Origin of the sequence: Salinicola lusitanus (assembly GCF_038648475.1) — a bacterium.
GTDB lineage: Bacteria > Pseudomonadota > Gammaproteobacteria > Pseudomonadales > Halomonadaceae > Salinicola > Salinicola lusitanus.
In genome coordinates this window covers 1449498-1468992 of the sequence record NZ_CP151919.1, presented here as the reverse complement: position 1 = coordinate 1468992, position 19495 = coordinate 1449498, and the positions used below count along the sequence as shown (strand labels likewise).

The window sequence follows — 19495 nt, the reverse complement described above, 5'->3', positions numbered from 1 at the left end:
TGTCGTATTTTTAGACATATGACTTCATGCAACCGTGGGACGGTAACCACCCCTTCCGGGAGAGCTTCATGGACGACTGGACGCAAACCCTGACCGCAGGGCCGTTGCTCGGCATCGCCGCCGCCGCGATCGCCCTGCTACTGGTACTGATCATCCGCTTTCATCTACACGCCTTTCCCACCCTGGTGCTGGTCAGCCTGCTGACCGCCTTTGCCACCGGCATCCCGGCCGGTGCCATCGTCGATACCATGACCGACAGCTTCGCCGGCACGCTGGGCTCGGTGGCGCTGCTGGTCGGTTTCGGCGCCATGCTCGGCAAGCTGGTGGAGCACTCCGGCGGCGCCCAGGTGCTGGCCGAACGGATGGTGTCGCTGTTCGGCGAGTCCCGCGCCCCGTTCGCGCTGGGTATCGCCTCGCTGATCATGGGCTTCCCGATCTTCTTCGACGCCGGGCTGATCGTGATGCTGCCGATCATCTTCGCGGTGGCGAAACGCCTCGGCGGCCCGGTGCTGCTCTACGCCCTGCCGGCGGCGGCGGCGTTTTCAGTGATGCACGTGTTCGTGCCGCCCCATCCCGGCCCGGTCACCGCCACCGAGCTCTACGGCGCCAACCTGGGCCTGGTGCTGCTGGTGGGCATCCTCATCGCCTTCCCGATGTGGTACCTCTCGGGTTACCTGTGGGGGCGTTTCGCCGCCAGCCGTTTCGACTTCAAGCTGGAAGTCAGCCTGTTCGGCGGCCAGGACAACGACACGATCGAGAATCCGCCCAGCGTGGGTACGGTCATTGCGCTACTGCTGTTGCCGCTGGCGTTGATCTTTCTCAATACCGGGCTCGACTTCGCCCGCGCTGCCGGCGTGGCCGACAGCGACGCCACCTGGTTCCAGTTCCTCTCCTCACTGGGCGAGACGCCGATCGCGCTGCTGATCTCGGTGCTGGTGGCGATCTACGTGCTGGGCAGCCGCCGCGGTGAAGGCGGCAGCGCGCTGGAGAAGATCGTCGACTCCTCGCTGGGGCCGATCTGCTCGGTGATCCTGATCACCGGCGCCGGCGGCATGTTCGGCGGGGTGCTGCAGGCCTCCGGCATCGGCGATGCGCTCTCCGACTCGATGAGCGACCTGGGCATGCCGGTGATCGTCGCCGCCTACCTGGTCGCGGTGGTGATGCGCCTGGCCCAGGGCTCGGCCACGGTGGCGCTGGTCACCGCCGCCGGGCTGATGGCGCCCGCCGTCGCCAGCGGCGACTTCTCGGCCATGCAGATCGTCGCGATCACCCTCGCCACCGCTGCCGGCTCGGTATTCGCCGGCCACGTCAACGACTCCGGCTTCTGGCTGGTGGGGCGGCTTTTGGGCATGGACGTCAAGACCACGCTGATGACCTGGACCGTGCAGCAGGCGCTGGAATCGGTGGTGGGCTTCCTGCTCGCCTGCATCGTCTATCTGATTTTCTAGGCCACTGACCCGCCAGATCCGTTTTTGGCGGCAAGGAGTATCGATGAAAGACCTTTTCGACATTCGCGACCGGCTGGCGCTGGTCACCGGCTCGACCCGCGGCCTGGGCAACGCCCTAGCCCGCGGGCTGGCCGAGCGCGGCGCTCATGTCATCCTTCACGGACGCCGCCAGGAAGCCGCCGACGAGGCCGCGCGGATACTGGCGGCAGAGACCGGGGCCCAGGTCGACGCCGTAGCCTTCGACGTCACCGATGCCGAGGCCGTGAAAGCCACCACTGCCGCGTTGATCGAACGACTCGGCGTGCCGGACATCCTGGTCAACAACGCCGGCCTGCAGAAGCGGGCGCCCTTCAACGACTTCGACCCCGCCGACTGGGACGCCGTGCTGGCGACGAATCTCTCCAGCGCCTTCTACGTCTCCAGGGCGCTGAGTCCGGCGATGTCCGAGCGCGGCAGCGGCAAGATCGTCAATGTCGGCTCGGTGCAGTCGAAGCTGGCCCGCGAAACCATCGTGCCCTACGCCGCCTCCAAGGGCGGCGTGGCGCTGCTGACCCAGGGCATGGCGGCGGACCTGGCGCGCTACGGCATCCAGGTCAACTGCCTATCCCCCGGCTACTTCCAGACCGACATGAACCAGGCCTTGTGGCAGGACGCCGATTTCAACGCCTGGATCGAGAAGCGCACGCCGGCCCAGCGCTGGGGCCAGGTCGAGGAGCTGGTCGGCACGCTGGTCTACCTCTGCTCCGGGGCGTCCGACTTCGTCTCCGGGCAGAACGTGTTCGTCGATGGCGGCATGACCTCGGTGGTGTGAACCGGCCGGCGATTCGGCCCGGCCCGCGATAGATTCCCTCTATCGACCCGGTCGTCAGGCTTCATTGTTGGTCGGCTAATCGTTGCCTAGACTTTGGTCTATTCGAGCGAGCCCTTTCGGGCTCGCTCTGCGTTTGGCCGGCCATTACCGCGGCCGAATGTCGGCATAAAAAGGAGTTCACGATATGACATCGCTATTCGAACCGTTCGATCTTGCCGGTACGCGCCTCAACAATCGCATCGTCATGGCCCCGATGACCCGGGCCCGCGCCAAGGGCGACATCCCCGACGAGATGGGCGCCCTCTACTATCGTCAGCGCGCCAGCGCCGGGCTGATCATTTCCGAGGGCAGCCCGATCTCCCGCGAGGGCCAGGGTTACCTGTTCAATCCAGGCATCTACGGGCCGGACCAGATCGCCGGCTGGAAGAAAGCGACCCAGGCCGTTCACGAGTGCGGCGGGGTCATCTTCTGCCAGACCTGGCACGTCGGCCGTGTCTCGCACACCTCGATCCAGCTCAACGGCGCCGCGCCGATCAGCAGCAGCGCCAAGCAGGGCGGCATGGCGTTCGGCTACAACGAAGACGGTCAGCCCGACATGCTGGCGGCGACGACGCCGCGCGCGGCCACCACCGAAGAGTGCCGCCGGCTCGTCGACGACTTCGCCCAGGCGGCGCTGAACGCGCGTAATGCCGGCTTCGACGGCGTCGAACTGCACGGGGCCAACGGCTACCTGCTCGAGCAGTTCATCAACGCCGGCCTCAACGACCGCACCGACGACTACGGCGGTTCGCGCGAGAACCGTTGCCGGCTGCTGCTCGAGGCGATCGACGCCTCGATCGCGCTGATCGGCGCGCATCGTGTCGGCGTGCGCCTGACGCCTTACGGCACCCTGTTCGATATGCCGAGCTACGACGATATCGAAGGGACCTATCTCTATCTCGCCGCCGAGCTGAGCAAGCGTGGCCTGGCCTACGTCCACCTGATGGACCAGGGCGCCCAGGGGCAGGATGGCCTGCCGCGGGAGTTCCTGCGTCAGTTCCGCGACACCTATCGCGGCACGCTGCTGTTCGCCGGCAATCTCGACAAGGCGGAAGCGCAGAAGCTGGTCGATGAAGGTACCATCGACCTGCCGGTATTCGGTCGCTACTTCACCTCCAACCCGGACCTGGTCGAGCGCCTGCAGCACGACTGGCCGCTGGCCGAGTTCGACCCGGATACCTTCTACGGCGGTGACGCCCGAGGCTATGTCGACTTCCCCACCTACGAGGAAGAGCAGGCACGTCTGGCGCGCGAAAAGATGATCGAGGAAAAATCCTGATCGCCTGACCCGCCGTAATCCCGGCGCCTCGCTGGCAGGATCTTGCCGCTGAGATGAAAACGCCCCGCCATCGCGGGGCGTTCGTCGTTGGGGGCAACTGGTATCAGGCGCCGTTCGGAATCCGCGCCACCACCTTGATCTCGAAATCGAATCCGGCCAGCCAGTTCACGCCCACGGCGGTCCAGTTGGGATAGGGCGGCGCCGGAAAGTGGCGCGACTTGGTCGCCAGCACCGTATCGAACTGATGCTCCGGATCGGTGTGGAAGGTGGTGACGTCGACGAGATCCTCCAGCCCGCAGCCGGCGGCGGCCAACACCGCTTTTAGATTGTCGAAGGCGAGCGCGACCTGGCGTTCGAAATCGGGCTCCGGCGAGCCATCCTCGCGGCTGCCGACCTGGCCGGAGACGAACAGCAGATCCCCGGAGCGAATCGCGGCCGAGTAGCCGTGCTTCTCGTAAAGCGCACTACGGTTGGCGGGAAAGACCGGCTGCGGCGACTGGGTAGGCTGAGCTTGCAACATGGTTTGACTCCTTGGGACAGCGCGACGCGCGAGAGCGCCAGAGAATTGACATACGACACGTATATTAACGACACATACGCGATGTATGTCAAATTAATATACGCTGCGTATGCCAATACTCGTCGTCTCGCGATACCCTTGCGGCGGAACGGACGAAGCCGTCTTGAACACAGGAGAGATCATGACCCGACGTAGTCGCGCCGAAATGCTGGAAGAGACCCGCGCCAAGCTGATCGATGCCGCGCGAGCGGCCTTCGCCGAGAAGGGCTACGCCGGCGCCTCGATGGACGAGCTCACCGCCCGCGCCGGCCTGACCCGCGGCGCGCTCTATCATCACTTCGGTGACAAGCGGGGCCTGCTCGCCGCCGTGGTCGATCGACTCGACAGCGAGATGGCCGCCCGTGCCCACGAGATCGGGCAGCGCCATACCGATGCCTGGGAGGCACTGCTGGCGGAGGGTGGTGCCTACATCGAGCTGGCGCGCGATCCCGAGATCCAGCGCATCGTGCTGCTGGATGGCCCGGCGGTGCTGGGAGATCCCTCCCAGTGGCCGAGCCAGAACCGCTGCCTGCTGGCGACGATGACGACGCTGGAGGCGTTGAGCAGGGAGGGAGTCGTCAAGCCGGTGGACGTGGAAGCCGCCGCCCGGCTGATCAATGGCGCGGCGCTCAACGCCGCGCTCTGGGTCGCCGCCAGCGATGATGCTGACGTGCTGGACAGGGCCACCGACGCTTTCCGCCAACTGGCCTCGGGGCTATTGGCGCTCGGCCCTTCCACCAGCCCGAGCTGATCGGAGATCGCCGTCGCCCGCCGGCGAGAGGGCCGGGCGACGGCATCATCGCGGTTGTCGTCGTCTACTTCTTGCGCCGCCACGGCCAGTTGGTCTTGGCCAGATCGACCACTTCGTCGCCGCGACCGCTCATCACCGCGCGCATGGTGTAGAGGCTGAAGCCCTTGGCCTGCTCGGCCTGGATACGCGGCGGAATCGACAACTCCTGCTTGGCGGTGCGCACGTCGACCAGCGCCGGGCCGTCATGCGCGAACGCCTCGCGCAACGCAGCGTCGATGGCGTCGGAGGATTCGACACGGACGCTGAACATGCCCAGCGACTCGGCGACCTTGGCGAAATCCGCCGCCGGCAGGTTGGTGACTTCGTCGACGAAGCCCGCCGCTTTCATCTCCATCGCCACGAAGCCCAGCGTGTGGTTGTTGTAGACCACGATCTTCACCGGCAACTGATGCTCGACCAGCGTGATCAGATCCCCCATCAGCATGCTGACACCGCCATCGCCGGCCAGCGCCACCACCTGGCGCTCGGGGAAGGTCGCCTGCCAACCCATCGCCTGGGGTACCGCGGTGGCCATCGAGCCGTGCATGAACGAGCCGGTCAGCCTTCGCTGACCGTTCATGGCCAGGTAGCGCGCCGCCCACACCGTCGGCGTGCCGACGTCGCAGGTGAACACGGCATCGCCGGTGGCCAGCTCGCTCACTCGCGCGGTCAGGTATTGCGGATGCAGCGGCTCGCCGCTGCCGCGCGGGGTGGCGAGGTCGTCGAGCCCCTTGCGCGCCTTGCGGTAATCCTTCTGGGCATCGTCGAGGAAATCCCGATCGGTCTTCTCGGTCAGACGCGGCAGCAGCGCCTCGAGGGTAGCGCCGATATCGCCCACCAGTCCCTTCAGCAACGGACTGCGCCGGCCCAGGTGAGGGCCACGCTCGTCGATCTGGACGATCCTGCCGTGCTCGGGGAAGAAGTCGCGATAGGGAAAGTTGGTTCCCAGCATCAGCAGGAAGTCGCAATCCTTGAGCGCGTGATAGCCGGAGCTGAAGCCGATCAGCCCGGTCATGCCGACGTCATAGGGATTGTCGTACTCCAGCGACTGCTTGCCGCGCAGCGCATGGACGACCGGTGCCTTCAGTCGTTCGGCCAGGGCGACGACCTGATCGTGATAGCCGTCGCAGCCGTAGCCGCCGAGAATCGCCACACGCTCCTGACCATTGATCAATTCGGCCAGCTCATCGAGTGCAGGCGCGGGCGGCACCGGCACGGCGCGCACCGGATCGGACCAGCTCGAGGCCTTGACCGGTGCCGGCTGCAGCGCAATGTCCCCCGGTATCACGATCACCGCCACGCTGCGCTGGGTGATCGCCACGTTCATGGCGGTCTCCAGCACCCGCGGCATCTGCGCCGGCGACGACACCAGCTCGCAGTAGTCGCTGCACTCACGGAACAGGTTCTCGGGATGCGTCTCCTGGAAGTAGCCCAGGCCGATCTCGCTGGAGGGGATCTGCGCGGCGATCGCCAGCATCGGCACATTGGCGCGCTGGGCCTCGTACAGACCGTTGATCAGATGCAGATTGCCCGGGCCGCAGGAGCCGGCGCAGACCGACAGACGCTTGGTGGCATCGGCCTCGGCGCTGGCCGCGAGTGCCGCCACCTCCTCGTGGCGCACGCCGCGCCAGCGAATCCGCTCCTGGCGTCGCAGGCTCTCGGTCAGGCCATTGAGCGAGTCGCCCGGCAGCCCCCAGATGTTGCGCACGCCGGCGCGGTCCAGCGTCTCGATGATGAGGTCCGCAATATTCGGTTCGGCCACGAGAGTCTCCCTGGGTTGACTGGACTCCCGGCGAGGTCAGATGCCGGGCAGCCCCGATGACTGAAGAGAACAGCGAATGGAGCCTCCAAGCCGAGGCCCCAGTGCTTGGACTTTAGTCTAGTAGAAATACCGGGCCCTGCCGCCGGGCCTGAGCCCGCCGAGCGACAATGACCAGCCAGTCAGCCGGAAGTCGAAATCCCTGAGAGAGAACCGCGAAAAGAGAAGAGAAAATCGGAGAGAAACCCAGGATGGCGGCCCATGCGGCCGCCATCACGGCAGCGAATCAGCGGCGAATGCCCAGCGCTTCATGCTGCTTGGCAAACAGGGCCTGACAGCCACTCTCGGCCAGGTCGAGCATGCCGTTGAGCTCGGCGCGGGAAAACGCTTCGGCCTCCGCCGTGCCCTGCACCTCGATCAGCTTGCCGTCCTCGGTCATCACCACGTTCATGTCGGTGTCGGCGGCGCTGTCTTCCGGATAGTCCAGATCGAGCACCGGCGTGCCCTTGTAGACGCCCACCGAGATCGAGCTGACCAACTGGCGGAACGGATCGGTCTTGATCATCTTCTTGCGCTGCATGTACTGCAGCGCCTCGATCAGCGCCACACAGGCCCCGGTGATCGACGCGGTACGGGTGCCGCCATCGGCCTGCAGCACGTCGCAGTCGACCGTGATGGTGAACTCGCCGAGCTTCTTCAGGTCCACCGCCGCGCGCAAGCTGCGGCCGATCAGGCGCTGGATCTCCAGCGTGCGCCCGCCCTGCTTGCCTCGCGCCGCCTCACGGCCGCCGCGGGTATGGGTCGCCCGCGGCAGCATGCCGTACTCGGCGGTCACCCAGCCCTGGTTCTTGCCGCGCAACCAGCGCGGCACACCGGCTTCGACGCTGGCGTTGCACAGCACCTGGGTATCCCCGAAGCTCACCAGCACCGAGCCTTCGGCGTGACGGGTAAAACCGCGGGTCAGCGTGACCTCGCGGGGCTGATCGGGTTGTCGTCCACTCGGGCGCATGAAAGCCTCTCGATCCAAAACATCAATGACAGAAGCGCCACGCCTTCGACGCTTCACAGCAGGCCGGCCATTCTACACGGCTCGGCTGCACATTCACCGCTGGCGAGCGGCGGCCAACGGCTTCACGGATGGGTTACACTCGATCGATCAGCTCGACGACCCAAGGAACTTCCATGCCCCACAGCATGACCGCCTTCTCACGCCAGACCCGTGATGCCGACTGGGGCAGCCTGCAGCTCGAACTGCGCTCGGTGAATCAGCGCTACCTGGAGCCCCACTTCCGCCTTCCCGATACCCTGCGCGATCTCGAACCGCACTTTCGCGATGCCATGCGCCAGCGCCTCGCCCGCGGCAAGGTGGAGTGCTCGCTGCGTTTCGACCCCGCCGAGGATAGCGCCGCCCCCGGGATCAACGCCGATCAGCTCGCCGCCCTCTCCCAGGCGCTGGAGCAGATCCGCGCCCAGCTCCCGGAAGCGCCGATGCCCAACGCACTGGAGCTGCTCGCCCATCCTGGCGTGATGGCCACCCAGCGCCTGGATATCGATCAGGTCAAAGCCGCCGGACTCGCGCTGTTCGACGCCGCACTCGAGGATCTGGATGCCGGCCGCGCCCGCGAAGGCGAGCGCCTGGCGGAACTGATTCGCGAGCGTCTGAGCGGCATCCGCGAACAGGTAGCGACCGTGCGCGAGCACCTGCCGACGATTCTCGAGCGCCAGCGTACCCAGCTACTGGAACGACTGGAGAGCGCCAAGACCGAACTCGACCCGCAACGCCTGGAAGCGGAAATGGTGATGCTGGCCCACAAGGCGGATGTCGCCGAAGAACTCGACCGGCTGGAAACCCACGTCACCGAAGTGGAACGCCAGTTGAAACAGAAAGGGCCGATCGGCCGCCGCCTCGATTTCCTGATGCAGGAACTCAACCGCGAAGCCAACACCCTCTCCTCCAAGGCCGTCGTCGCCGACACCACCCGCTGCGCGGTGGAATTGAAGGTGCTGATCGAGCAGATGCGGGAGCAGATTCAGAATATAGAGTAACATCCACACAGCTCTCAGATATTCCATATACCGCTGAATTTACGTTGTTTTTCTCCAACACCTGTCCATGAATGTCTATTGGCATCCCGCTAAATCCATCTCTCACCGGGGAGTAATATGGGGAGTAAAATTGTTGCCTCCCCAAAAACCCTCCTTCACAATCGGAGGTACTACCCACCCACTCTCTTAATGCCGCCGTATTCGCCAAGCTCAAACGGTGAGCCCCAGCCTGGCGCGGACTGCATCTAGAGAAGGGGATGGGTAGAGATCAGATACCTTACCGGGGAAGGACTAACGACAGTGGGAAGCCTCAACGCCAAAAAAGTACAGTCGCTCGTCAAGGATGGATCTTCTGGGCGATATAGTGATGGCGGCGGTTTGTACCTGATGATTCCCAAAAAGGGAGCCGCTTACTGGATGCTGCGCTATTCGCTATCTGGTAAGCGTCGTGAAATGTCACTGGGTAAGCATGCGCATCTTTCACTGGCCGATGCTCGGTCGACGACGCTGGAGCACCAACGGTCGCTTCAAGCAGGTGTCGATCCCATCGAGTCGCGTAAACGGGTGCAGCAGGTTTCGATCAGAACCGTGAACGACCTGTTCGCTGACTGGTATCCCGATTTGGAGAAACGTCTCAAGCATCCCCACATCCCAAAGCGCGTGTACCGTAAGGAGGTGGAGCCCAGCATCGGAGAGCGGGAGATCGACGCGGTCACTCCGATGGATGTTCGAGACATCATCAGGAAAGTCTCAGCCAGTGGACGGCCCACCACTGCCAACGACACGCTGATGTATCTGAAGCAGCTCTTCAATCATGCCGTTAAGCTCGGGCTGATCACTTACAATCCGGCCTCAGCGTTTAACGTCAATGATGCTGGCGGCGTAGAGAAGAGCCGTGACCGCGCACTGACGCTGGATGAGATAAGCAAAGTCTTTGCGGTATTTCGCGAAAATCGCTCGAGCTTTACTCGGGAGAACTATCTCGCCTGCGCTCTACTGATCGTATTAGGAACGAGAAAAACCGAGCTTACCGAAGCCAAGTGGGAGGAGTTCGACTTGGAGCAAAGTCAGTGGGAGCTACCTGGAGCGCGCAGCAAGTCGGGCGTCGGTATGATCGTACCGTTGCCTTCCCAAGCCGTTGACTGGTTTCAAGAGCTTCAAGTTCGCGCCTGCGGCTCTGAGTTCGTGTTTCCCAACCGGCGCAGCAGCAAGCTCCCTCACATGGGGAAGGACACTTTGAACCACGCTATTGCCAAGCTTTTCGGTCGGGAACCAGGCAAGCAGCAGCCAGAGAACCGAATGGGCGACATACCCGTATTCACGGTCCATGACCTACGCCGCACATGTCGAAGTTTACTAGCCTCAGTGGGTACTCCCGGGCATGTTGCTGAGCGATGTCTCAATCATAAAATCAAAGGAGTAGAGGGCATATACGACCGCTACGACTATTTCGAAGAGCGCAAGCTGGCTCACAAAAAGGTTGCCAAGCTAGTTGAGCCGTTAACTGTCGGGTCCCGTGTGATTAACCACCCGCCTGGTAAATAAGTCAGGCCGTTTAGTCTGCCATTCTTTCATCATCGCAATAGGTGATTGATGGTGCAGTGCCTTCTGCGGGATGTGGTGATTGTACAGCCAGGTATAGCGTTTCAGCGTCTGTTCCAGGTCCTCGCCTGAGGCATAGCGCCGAGTCGCCAGCACGTCGCTGATGCGGCCGTTGAAGCGCTCCACCATGCCGTTCGTTTGCGGCTTTCCCGGCTTGATCAGGCGGTGTTCAATGTCATGTGCCTGGCACTCCTGGTCAAATGGATGCCGGCCGCTGGGCTTGCGCTCACCTGCACGTGTGAAGCGATCGGTAAAGGATTTGCCGTTGTCAGTCAGCACCGTCTGGATCTTGAAGGGCGCCTTCTCTTCCACCTGCTTCATGAACGCGCGAGCATCCTTCGCGGACTGACTGCTTCGGATCTCCAGATACACCCAACGCGTGGCGCGATCGATGGCGACGTACAGGTAGCGTTTTTGCTCCTCATCGGGCATCTGAGGCAGGTGCTTGATGTCGATGTGCACATACCCCGGTTCGTAGTCTTTGAAGGGCTTGTGCCTCGGCTTCTCGTCATCTCCGACGTCCTGCCGAGCCAGTTCCGCTAGTGTCGGCACGTCGCGCCGCTGGAGCATGCGATGCAGGCCGGAGCGAGACAACCGGGAGTTCAGGAACTCACGCGCCACGACGAGGAGATCATCCAGACCGAGGCGAAGGAATTCGCGCGCTGCGATCAGCACCTCCTCCTGCTCGGGCGTGAGCGTGGCCAGCAGGTTGTGACGCGTGTGCGATCGATCATGGACATCGTCACGGTACCGCCAGCGCCGTATGGTCGTGGTGGCGACACCATACTGGCGGGCCAGCTTGCTATCCGTGATGCTGGAGGGCGCTGCCTGGATCTCGGCACGGATCTTCGGTGTCGTGGTCGCTTGTTTATGCAGCTTGATGTCCATGAACTTGCTCCCGGATGAATTGCTGAAGAAGCTCCCTCGCTGCTAGCAGAGGATAACTTCTATAGGCGATCTGATCATCCGGGACCCTACAGTTAACTAACTAAATAAACATTTAACTTCGAAAGTCGGTTACAACCGACCTTCGAAGTTTCAAATAGCGGCTTAATTCATAAACTCAACTGAATATAACCTTAGAACTCTCTTCTGTAAGCCTCCATGATAATGGCTTCTAAGGTCGCCTTCATATTTTCTTCTCTCTTTTTGGATAGAGACTTCAACTTCTTTTTAGCGTCTTGGCTAATGTAGGTATTCAATGGCTTTTTACCAGCCTGATTTCTTCTGTAGAGCTTCTGGCCCCATGCCTTCTTAAGCCTCATCATAAAAAGCACTTTCTCACTTTTTACAGGATTCCAAAAGTCTAAGACAGCACATGCGTACCGATATTCGTCATCAGAATTTTCAGGATAAAAATGACTGCAAACATTTAGATTTTGTCTCAAATACATCCAAACCCATTGACATTGTTCGGTATCTTGCTGATTAAACCAAGACAAGTTCTCTCTATTCTCATACACTTCCGACCATGTGGAGTGCATGCTTAACATTAATTTTGCCTTGTGTTGAATTAGCCCATTCCATGAATCGAAGAAAAAAACTATCTCATCATAGTGCGTACCCACTACGTCAACACCTCCCTCACTTAAGACGCTATCAAAAAAGCCATCAGCCTCCTCCGGCTTAATAGAAGTCAGCCAAGTGTTGCCAGACAGCTGATTGAGCTGGCCATTAGACGAAGTCTTGAGCAACAACCAAACAAACACACACGCTCTGGAATTATTTCTCAGCCACAGAAATTCATCACCTGGTAGTAACCTGCTATTTTCCCATAACAACAAGCTTTCTATTTTCTCCGGCACCAATGCCGGATCTATTTCGAAAAAGTAGTTTTCAATCGACTCTCGCGTCGGCGCAACCTTAAATGAGCCCGACTCATCATTGTTTATAACACTCGCATAGCCACGACAATGTCTAGCACAGCTTAATGTCAGTCGATTAAAAACAGAACCTCTATTCAATGCCGCCAAAGTAAACCTCCACCCTCTGAATCGCTATAGAACTACGTAACCCTCTCGTAGCTTTATCGGCATTTTTTCAATCCAATTGAGTAATTTTTTCGTCAGCTTTGCGAAGGATTTTCAGAGGAGCATGATGGCCATAATTTACCAGGAGACAAAAAAATCAATAAGTTACCAATGATCCCGGTACCTGACATTGCCAGAATCATGCTTGGCCTCATGTCAGGAGCTGGTATCAGAATACGCACATGGTGGCCCGCCCTCTCGACTCGAACCTGCCGGCCAACCCCATTCAGTGAAAAAGGCGAACACGCCCTAGGCTCCAATGAAATTGGTAAAGTTAAATATTACAGGCATGGCGAATCTCATGAGACGAATATGGAGCCTCGTAGACATGAGATTAATCAAACTGAAAGACGTGATGTTTCAAACTGGCCTGGCGCGGTCCACTGTTTACAAATACATTTCTGAAAACAGGTTTCCAAAGCCAGTTTCTTTAGGAGAAAGAAATGTCGCTTGGGTAGAAAGGGAAGTTGAAGACTGGATAGCCTCTAAAATCATGGAAAGAGACGAAGTGTGCGAGTGATTCGAAAAACAGCAATCGATCATGTTTCGCAAATGCTATTGAAAGTTCAGCAATGCACCACCACAAAAAATTAAACTTACTTCGCGGATGGCTAAAGGTCTTTGAAGAACACGACTAGGTAGGGAAGATACAGACTAAGAGAAAAAAGGCTACAACCTGTAGGCACAGGCTTCATATCGCAACCAGGAGATTATCTACCCTCCATCGACACTCAAAACGGCAACTAAGCTGAAGAGGCAACCTAATCTAACACTCACTCCAACCAAGACAGTAGCTGCTGGATAGCCCTCGTCTCTGTTAAACACCTCATAGCCCTTCATAACGGGCCAGGATAACAACTCATTAAAATCCACTTATTGGAATTATCATAGAAAGCCCCCCCTATCTCAAAGCCATGACATCAAAAAAATAAGAAACAGTTTCCGGACTCGGCGCCACCCGCAGGCGGCGCCAAATATCGCATTGAGGTTTAGAACCGGCATAGACTTTCATCTAAAACACCAGTCGGAATTTCCAAAGGCTAAGTTCAGACTAACTCAAGCTGCCATTACTGAACCTAACCTTCGCTCCATCTCATCATGAAACACCTCCACGCGCTCCGCTATGGTTTGAATCAACGCCTCATCCCGATAGGCCCGCTTCACAAACAGCGGCATTCCCGGCCAGTAACTGACGAAGTCAATCCACTCTCGTTCACTAACCCACAAGCCGCCCTGGCACTGAGCAATGTGCTCAGCGGGTATTTCTCCAGCTAGAAGCAATTCGATTTGATATTTGGGCAGTTTAGTCTTGATCTCGACTAAGCCATCGTTACCCACGAGGCAGTCAGGCGAATAGCCCACCCCATGATTGAGAATGATGCCCACCTGCTCCAGACGAGATCGCCCAATGGCTTCTTGGTAGAGCTCACGCGCGACCGGTTCCAGTTCGTGGCCACGCTGCGTGTGCGCATTGCCCGTGAAAGCGTCTGCCGCTTCTCCCGTGATGCGTTCACCGATCAGCTGATGCATATAGCTGACGGCGCCGGCACCGAATCCACCAGGCCCTTTACCCTTGACCAGCAACGTCTTGAGCTCGGACATGGTGACGATGCCGAGACGCGCGGCATGCCACTCCGGCGTGCCCTGCTCTACTGTTAGTATCTGCATGATCTTTTCCTCCTCGAAATACAGGCTATTCGGCGAGGCCGTGCCCGCCGACTGATCAGTGATGTGAACGGCTGGACTTCACGCGCTTCTGTAGGGAGGCGCGCAGCTTGTCGAAGTCGTTCCGGGGGACTCGGCCCGCGTCCCCATATTTGCCGGCGAACCACTCCTGCGTGGCGGCCGGGCAGTCGGCGATGAGCTTCTTGATCTGAGCGGCCTGGAAGGTGGTGACGAGTTTCAGCGTCGCCGCGGAGAGGCCGTTGTCGTCCTGGCCCCGAGTGGTAATGTTGAGCAAGGCGCAGAGCACGTAGCGCTTGCCGTAGCTGGTCGAAGAGCCGAAGGCCTGCACGGCATTCTTGCTGCCGCTCACGTCCGCCGGCAGCAGCATGCTGGTCTCTTCACGATGCCCCTCGCGATGCATCAGCACCCCCGTCACCTGAATCCCCCGCTCCTGCGTCTGGATCCGGAAGCTCACCGCGAAACCGTGGCGCTGAAGGATGGGCCGCACCGTGTCGACGATATCCTCGAGCGTGGCGTATTGGCCGTTGTTGGTTCTACCCCGCTCTTCGATACTGGGTAGCTCGGTCTGCATGGCCGCCATGGCGGCGCTATAAGACATCAGCGCCTGGCGATCGAGCACCCGCTCCTGCATCTGCAGGAGCCGCTCCATCTTGTCGATATCGACATCCGGGTTGAGCGCCGCGCGCTCGATGACCTGGATAATGGCGGAATGGTCTTCGCTCTTGCTCACGGCGACGGGTTTGGCAGCCGTCGTGGATGACTGTCTTGGCATGATGAGACTCCTCTATTGGTAGGCTTTGATCACGTCGTCGATCTGCTCTGGCGGAACCGGGGTGAGCTCGACGGTGATGCGGTAGATGCGGCCCCGGCCCAACACGTGGGTTTGGGTCTTGCACTGGTCGGTCTCGAGCATTTGTCGAGTTAGGCGTGTCAGCGATTGGCAGAGATCGAGTGTCAGTGATGGTTGGTTCATCGGTCCTTCCTCCGGGCATAAAAAAACCCGGCCAGAAGGAGCCGGGTCATGATGAGAGGCGCACGCAGCAAGCGGTCGTTAAATTCGATACCTAGTGATCGCCAGCAGCAGTCAGATGGTTCGAGGTTACTCCACGCCTGCCTTGACGCGCTTGTTTGCCTGAACGAACGCCGTGATGGCGAAGCCGATACCGTAGAGAGTCGCGAACATGCCCCACCCGGCAGCGGCCTCGACATCGCTCTCCATGCAGGCCAGCAAAAACAAGAGACAAAGGGAAAAGAACACTATTCCGATGAGGGACATGACTTTAACGGTTTTCATACGAGTTCCTTATTGCGTTTTTTAGTGTGAAGGCGCCCAGTTCATTACCAGGCGCTGCGACAGTTGTTTTCGGGGCTATCGAGCGGCGGTAGCGCACGCTCCAGTCCCGCCGTGGGCAACTTCGAGCGGACGCCGTCCGCGCTGATGTAGAGATTGTTGGCCTGACGCAGCGCCTCCCAAAAGGCCGGGAAGTTGGAACCGCAGGCGCGGCAATCGGTGAAGAAGGGGTTGGACCAGCGCTCACCATCGACGATGACGTCGAAACCTGGGTCACCCGAAAGCGTATCGGAGCCGTAGCGCTGACCGTCGATCGTGGCTTCAGCGCTCACGTAGCCTTCCGTCGAGGGCTCTCCTTCATAAAGCTTCGGACATGAGACGAGCAGTGCATTGTTGTTGCCGTCGTCGACCCAGTATTCGCTGGCCCCCATGCCGAAACCACTATTCCACTCGTAGTTATCGGCAAACGCGGGGCTGCCCAGGGCGCCACAAAGTAGCGGCACCCAAAGCCATGGGTTTTTCATGGTTGGTAGTTCCCTGAATGAGATTTTTCGTTTGAAAGTCTGATCCCTGACAACGTTACACATCCTTACGGGTCGGATGACAACCCAACAGGGTGTTCATGTCAAGGCGATGATACCCAACCATTCAGGTTGGATGGAGGGCTTCATGACGGACGAGGATTCAGTAGCACTGGCCAAGCGAATTGGCCGTGCCATTGCCCGAGAGCGCTTGCGCTGCGATCTCAAGCAGAGCGATGTCGCCGAACGGATGAGATTGGGCAACGAGGCCGTCTCCCGCATCGAACGTGGCATCGTGCTTCCGGGGCTGGAACGGCTATTCCAGTTTGCCGAGGTCTTTGACTGCGAGGTCGGCGACCTGCTGAGCGAAACGAGCCCGCTCGCCCAGGATCGCGCCAAGCATCTGGCCAACTTGCTGGAACCGCTAAGCGCGGAAGACCGCGAGTTGGTGACCGGTCTCATAGAGCAGTTAAGCACGCGCCTTCAACATCCGAAGACTCGCGGGGCCAAGTGAGGATCAGTTCGTTCGATTCTGTCGCGCCCCGCAACGCAGGCAGAGGTATTGCTGCCCCACGAAGTGATGTCGGATCACGTCATCCCGAAACGACGCCACGCTGTCTTTCGACGCAGATACTTCGTTCACGCCGGCCAGGCAAACTTCCAACTCGGGAAGTCCGGCTTCGCTCTTAGCCGAGGATGTTTCCTTGGACTGGGTTCTGGCGACCCGCCGGATGCCCCGAGCCAGACCAGCGAAGATGCCAAGCACCACCACAACGCCACCTGCCTCCTCTCGCGATATCAACACCCGTGAGCCACAAATCAAGCAGTGCCTTGTCACTGTCGTCATGAGCGGGTCTCCAGGAATAGTGGTTGCCCCCAAGGTAAAAGCTGGCAACGGCGACGCTCCTCAGGACGAATACGCCATCGCTCTTGCTTCGTGATGGAATGAACCTTGCGTTGGCGAAAACTCATGTCACCAGCTCGAGTGCGGCATTCAGCGCTTTCTGCTTCAGCTGTGCGCCCTGGCCAAACCACGCAGAGTCCATGCGATAGTCGTTGCTCCGCGCGCGCTTCTCATGATCGACGTACTCGGTAACGGCGTTGACCAGCCCCCAGGCGGTGTTCCTAGCCGTGCATAGCTCGGAACCCCGCCCCTTGCCGTTGTACAGCGCCGTCACCCGCTCCAGTGCCCGCCGATTGGAAAGCGTTGCGGTATCACTGATCGGCGTCGAGATGTCACACAGCACCGATTGGAACCAGCCTTCTGCTTCGCGCTGGGTGACCCGCCGCTCGGCCAACGTCTTGAGACGCACCATGAAGTCGTCCCAACGCGAGACCGAGATCCCCAACTGCCGTTTTACCTGACGGGCGTCAAAGCGGGTGCTGTGCGGCACCTTCACGCTTTGGCTGGCGCCATCCACCGCGATACTCAGGGTGTTGTTGCAGACCACACGGACGGTGGTGGGCGTGGCCACAGTGGCCAACGACCCATCGCAGGAAGTGGCCAGCAGTAGGTAATCGCCGATCGCATCCACGCCTTTGAGCGAGGTCGTCAGCCCGCTACGCGCCAATGCCCAGAACTTCCGACCGCCCTTCAGCACACCAGCCGTCTCGAGCTCGTACCCGGCATGTTCGGTCAGGTCACGATAGAACTCCAGAATCTCCTCCGGCTGGACCACCCGATAACGTTGCGACACCACCGACAGTGGCGCGCGGGTATCGGATCGGTAGAGCACCTTCTGCTCGGGGAACGCGTGGATGGTGCCGAGTCGCTCTTCTTCGCCGTCGACGTAGCGAACCGGCGCTTCCTGGATGCGCCAATCGAGACCGGCCTCGCGACGCCACACTTCCAATGGTTGAGCGGGTGAGAGGCGATTACCCAGTCCATGCCAGGGCGTGTCGCCCACGTAGGCCATGGTTTCGAGTTCGTGTGCCATGGGATATCTCCTGTTTTGAGAGGATATAAACGACATAGGGCCCGCCATCCGTGGATGACGAGCCCTATGCGAGAAGGCGTTGAGTGATTTACAGCGATGATTTCGGGGGGACAGCCTCGACACGGAAGGTATACCCACAAGCGTGGCACTCACGGTTATCGAGTACCCGCTCGTCGAGCTCGCTGCCGATACGCGCACCGGTCATACCACCCGCTGCACCTCCGGCCAGCGCGCCGAACACGGCACCCGCTACGCTGCCAACAGTGATTCCTACGGGGCCGGCCCAAGCCGACAGCAGCGCACCAGTTTGGGCTCCACTCCAAGCCCCTGCCGCTCCGCCAGCGGACCCCGCGGCGATACCCGCGCTACTACAGACTTTTCGCCCCTGATGGCGAAGCAGAACTTCGGCTGAGCCGCAGCTCGGACAAATATTCTTCATATAAACCTCCTGATTGGGGAAAGAAGCATCAACTAAACCATTGCTTCCCGACTTCATGGAGATAGTAAAGGTTTGAATATTGTTTAAATTGACTTCTGACCAAGTCGGCGTCTTTACATATACGACGCCAGCGCTAAAACCCATCCTACCTAAAATAAAAACCCACCAGTGACGTTATTTTTAACATGGCTCACGAATTGAATGAACAACAATCACACAAAGCTTCGGAAATGAACTTTTTTTAGAAGAAGAAGAAGTCAGCGACCCTCAATCTAGCCGATGATCTATGCGACAAACCGTAGCCCAGACTGGGATTCTCGAACATGCTCGATGACGGAGACAGTAATATGTAAATTATACTTTTCTTAATTCACCAAGAGATTAACAAAGCCATCCTGCACCCCTCCCTCGCTCAACCGACGATCATGCCATAAGGCATGATACGTAAATCTCTTTAGCTATAAGGTGCATCATGTTTCAGACACAGCCCAAGCGTCATCCACTTTACACGAAACTCAAGTGCTTCTATGGAACTCACTACCGAAACTTTGAAATTTCTTACAACGGCGATTGCCCGTTAATCGAGAATTATCTGGAGCGTGCGTATCTAACCCAGTGGCGTGCTTTAAATCAGTATGAGCGAGTTCTCGCACTACGCTTCGACCTTCGCTTTCCTTTTTGGATGCCTGATGGTGAGCTCGGCAATGATAACCGAAAGATCAGCCTTTTCTTTCGCCACCTCAACGAGGAAATCGATAAAGCACGCACCAAGTATCCGACGACAGTCCGATACGTTTGGTGTCGAGAGCAGGAAGGCAGCGGCAAGCCGCATTACCATGTCATGCTTTATCTGAACTACAATGCTTTCAGTAGGATAGGTCGAATAAAGCCTTCCTACGGTGGAGGCTACGAAGGCAACTGCATGTATCACCGCATCGCCCGTTCGTGGGCAAAGGCGCTGAGCGTTATGTCTTGTGATGTAGAGGGGCTGGTCGAGCCAGGAAGAAAAGCATTTGAAGGGAACTTCTTCGATACGTGTCTGCATCGTGATGATTGGATGGCCCAGGACGAGGCCTTCTTCAGGGTCAGTTATCTTTGCAAGGCTCATACCAAGCCCTTTAGTCAGGGAGTTCAGGTATTCAATACCAGTCGCATCTGAGATCCAATATAGCCAGCCGACTAACTTATAGTTAGCTTCTGTTTTATTTTAGATGCTAAAAGCACGCTTTCTCTAATCACTTTATGGTGAATCATGCGA

The 19495-nt window shown here is 59.2% G+C and carries 21 protein-coding genes; 9 read left to right on the top strand and 12 right to left on the bottom strand.

Going from position 1 to position 19495, the window contains the following annotated elements; genetic code table 11:
* Positions 1-68 precede the first annotated feature (68 nt).
* The 3 genes from AAGT95_RS06710 to AAGT95_RS06700 all read left to right on the top strand — a co-directional run bounded on the left by AAGT95_RS06710 (position 69) and on the right by AAGT95_RS06700 (position 3577).
* Positions 69-1448, top strand: coding sequence for a GntP family permease (locus AAGT95_RS06710; RefSeq protein WP_110601933.1), 1380 nt, complete (start codon positions 69-71; stop codon positions 1446-1448).
* Positions 1449-1491: 43 nt separating this feature from the next.
* On the top strand, positions 1492-2259 hold the full coding sequence (locus AAGT95_RS06705) for an SDR family oxidoreductase (RefSeq protein ID WP_342595980.1): 768 nt from the start codon (positions 1492-1494) through the stop codon (positions 2257-2259).
* Positions 2260-2443: 184 nt separating this feature from the next.
* Positions 2444-3577 (top strand): alkene reductase, encoded by a 1134-nt coding sequence (locus tag AAGT95_RS06700; protein WP_342595979.1) that lies wholly within the window; start codon positions 2444-2446, stop codon positions 3575-3577.
* A gap of 103 nt (positions 3578-3680) precedes the next feature.
* Here AAGT95_RS06700 and AAGT95_RS06695 read toward each other — a convergent pair whose 3' ends face one another.
* A complete protein-coding gene (locus AAGT95_RS06695; protein WP_110601927.1) occupies positions 3681-4097 on the bottom strand; it encodes a RidA family protein in 417 nt (138 codons plus the stop codon).
* Positions 4098-4278: 181 nt separating this feature from the next.
* Between AAGT95_RS06695 and AAGT95_RS06690 the strand changes: the two genes are divergently transcribed.
* On the top strand, positions 4279-4887 hold the full coding sequence (locus AAGT95_RS06690; RefSeq protein WP_110707231.1) for a TetR/AcrR family transcriptional regulator: 609 nt from the start codon (positions 4279-4281) through the stop codon (positions 4885-4887).
* Between the two features lie 64 nt (positions 4888-4951).
* Here AAGT95_RS06690 and poxB read toward each other — a convergent pair whose 3' ends face one another.
* Positions 4952-6688, bottom strand: coding sequence for a ubiquinone-dependent pyruvate dehydrogenase (poxB, locus tag AAGT95_RS06685; RefSeq protein ID WP_342595978.1), 1737 nt, complete (start codon positions 6686-6688; stop codon positions 4952-4954).
* Positions 6689-6971: 283 nt separating this feature from the next.
* Positions 6972-7694, bottom strand: coding sequence for a ribonuclease PH (rph, locus tag AAGT95_RS06680; RefSeq protein WP_110601922.1), 723 nt, complete (start codon positions 7692-7694; stop codon positions 6972-6974).
* A 173-nt stretch (positions 7695-7867) separates the two neighbouring features.
* Here rph and AAGT95_RS06675 point away from each other — a divergent pair, with 173 nt between their 5' ends.
* Together AAGT95_RS06675 and AAGT95_RS06670 are read left to right on the top strand one after the other, a co-directional pair.
* The gene (locus AAGT95_RS06675) at positions 7868-8731 is read left to right on the top strand and encodes a YicC/YloC family endoribonuclease (protein ID WP_342595977.1); all 864 of its coding nucleotides are present in this window, start codon (positions 7868-7870) and stop codon (positions 8729-8731) included.
* Between the two features lie 300 nt (positions 8732-9031).
* Positions 9032-10276, top strand: a complete 1245-nt coding sequence (locus AAGT95_RS06670; RefSeq protein WP_342595976.1) for a tyrosine-type recombinase/integrase — start codon at positions 9032-9034, stop codon at positions 10274-10276.
* On the opposite strand, the gene AAGT95_RS06665 is transcribed toward AAGT95_RS06670, so the two are convergent.
* Positions 10232-11221 (bottom strand): IS481 family transposase, encoded by a 990-nt coding sequence (locus tag AAGT95_RS06665; protein WP_342595975.1) that lies wholly within the window; start codon positions 11219-11221, stop codon positions 10232-10234. The genes AAGT95_RS06670 and AAGT95_RS06665 overlap by 45 nt on opposite strands.
* A gap of 191 nt (positions 11222-11412) precedes the next feature.
* A complete protein-coding gene (locus tag AAGT95_RS06660) occupies positions 11413-12306 on the bottom strand; it encodes a hypothetical protein (RefSeq protein WP_342595974.1) in 894 nt (297 codons plus the stop codon).
* Between the two features lie 385 nt (positions 12307-12691).
* On the opposite strand from AAGT95_RS06660, the gene AAGT95_RS06655 reads away from it, so the two are divergent.
* Positions 12692-12883 carry an AlpA family transcriptional regulator gene (locus AAGT95_RS06655; protein ID WP_342595973.1) on the top strand — a complete coding sequence of 64 codons (192 nt, stop codon included), beginning with the start codon at positions 12692-12694 and terminating at the stop codon, positions 12881-12883.
* A 536-nt stretch (positions 12884-13419) separates the two neighbouring features.
* Here the strand turns inward: AAGT95_RS06655 and AAGT95_RS06650 are convergent.
* From AAGT95_RS06650 to AAGT95_RS06630, 5 genes are all read right to left on the bottom strand, one after another.
* The gene (locus AAGT95_RS06650; protein ID WP_342595972.1) at positions 13420-14031 is read right to left on the bottom strand and encodes a lambda exonuclease family protein; all 612 of its coding nucleotides are present in this window, start codon (positions 14029-14031) and stop codon (positions 13420-13422) included.
* Between the two features lie 55 nt (positions 14032-14086).
* A complete protein-coding gene (locus AAGT95_RS06645) occupies positions 14087-14821 on the bottom strand; it encodes an ERF family protein (RefSeq protein ID WP_342595971.1) in 735 nt (244 codons plus the stop codon).
* A 12-nt stretch (positions 14822-14833) separates the two neighbouring features.
* The gene (locus AAGT95_RS06640) at positions 14834-15022 is read right to left on the bottom strand and encodes a hypothetical protein (RefSeq protein ID WP_342595970.1); all 189 of its coding nucleotides are present in this window, start codon (positions 15020-15022) and stop codon (positions 14834-14836) included.
* 126 nt (positions 15023-15148) lie between these two features.
* Positions 15149-15343, bottom strand: coding sequence for a hypothetical protein (locus AAGT95_RS06635; RefSeq protein ID WP_342595969.1), 195 nt, complete (start codon positions 15341-15343; stop codon positions 15149-15151).
* A gap of 44 nt (positions 15344-15387) precedes the next feature.
* Positions 15388-15864 (bottom strand): hypothetical protein, encoded by a 477-nt coding sequence (locus tag AAGT95_RS06630; protein WP_342595968.1) that lies wholly within the window; start codon positions 15862-15864, stop codon positions 15388-15390.
* Between the two features lie 145 nt (positions 15865-16009).
* Here AAGT95_RS06630 and AAGT95_RS06625 point away from each other — a divergent pair, with 145 nt between their 5' ends.
* Positions 16010-16375 (top strand): helix-turn-helix transcriptional regulator, encoded by a 366-nt coding sequence (locus AAGT95_RS06625; RefSeq protein WP_342595967.1) that lies wholly within the window; start codon positions 16010-16012, stop codon positions 16373-16375.
* A 3-nt stretch (positions 16376-16378) separates the two neighbouring features.
* Here AAGT95_RS06625 and AAGT95_RS06620 read toward each other — a convergent pair whose 3' ends face one another.
* Positions 16379-16708, bottom strand: coding sequence for a hypothetical protein (locus AAGT95_RS06620; RefSeq protein ID WP_342595966.1), 330 nt, complete (start codon positions 16706-16708; stop codon positions 16379-16381).
* 121 nt (positions 16709-16829) lie between these two features.
* The gene (locus AAGT95_RS06615) at positions 16830-17798 is read right to left on the bottom strand and encodes a DUF932 domain-containing protein (protein ID WP_342595965.1); all 969 of its coding nucleotides are present in this window, start codon (positions 17796-17798) and stop codon (positions 16830-16832) included.
* 911 nt (positions 17799-18709) lie between these two features.
* Between AAGT95_RS06615 and AAGT95_RS06610 the strand changes: the two genes are divergently transcribed.
* Positions 18710-19396: a YagK/YfjJ domain-containing protein gene (locus AAGT95_RS06610; protein ID WP_342595964.1), complete on the top strand. Its 687-nt coding sequence runs from the start codon at positions 18710-18712 to the stop codon at positions 19394-19396.
* Positions 19397-19495 lie beyond the last annotated feature (99 nt).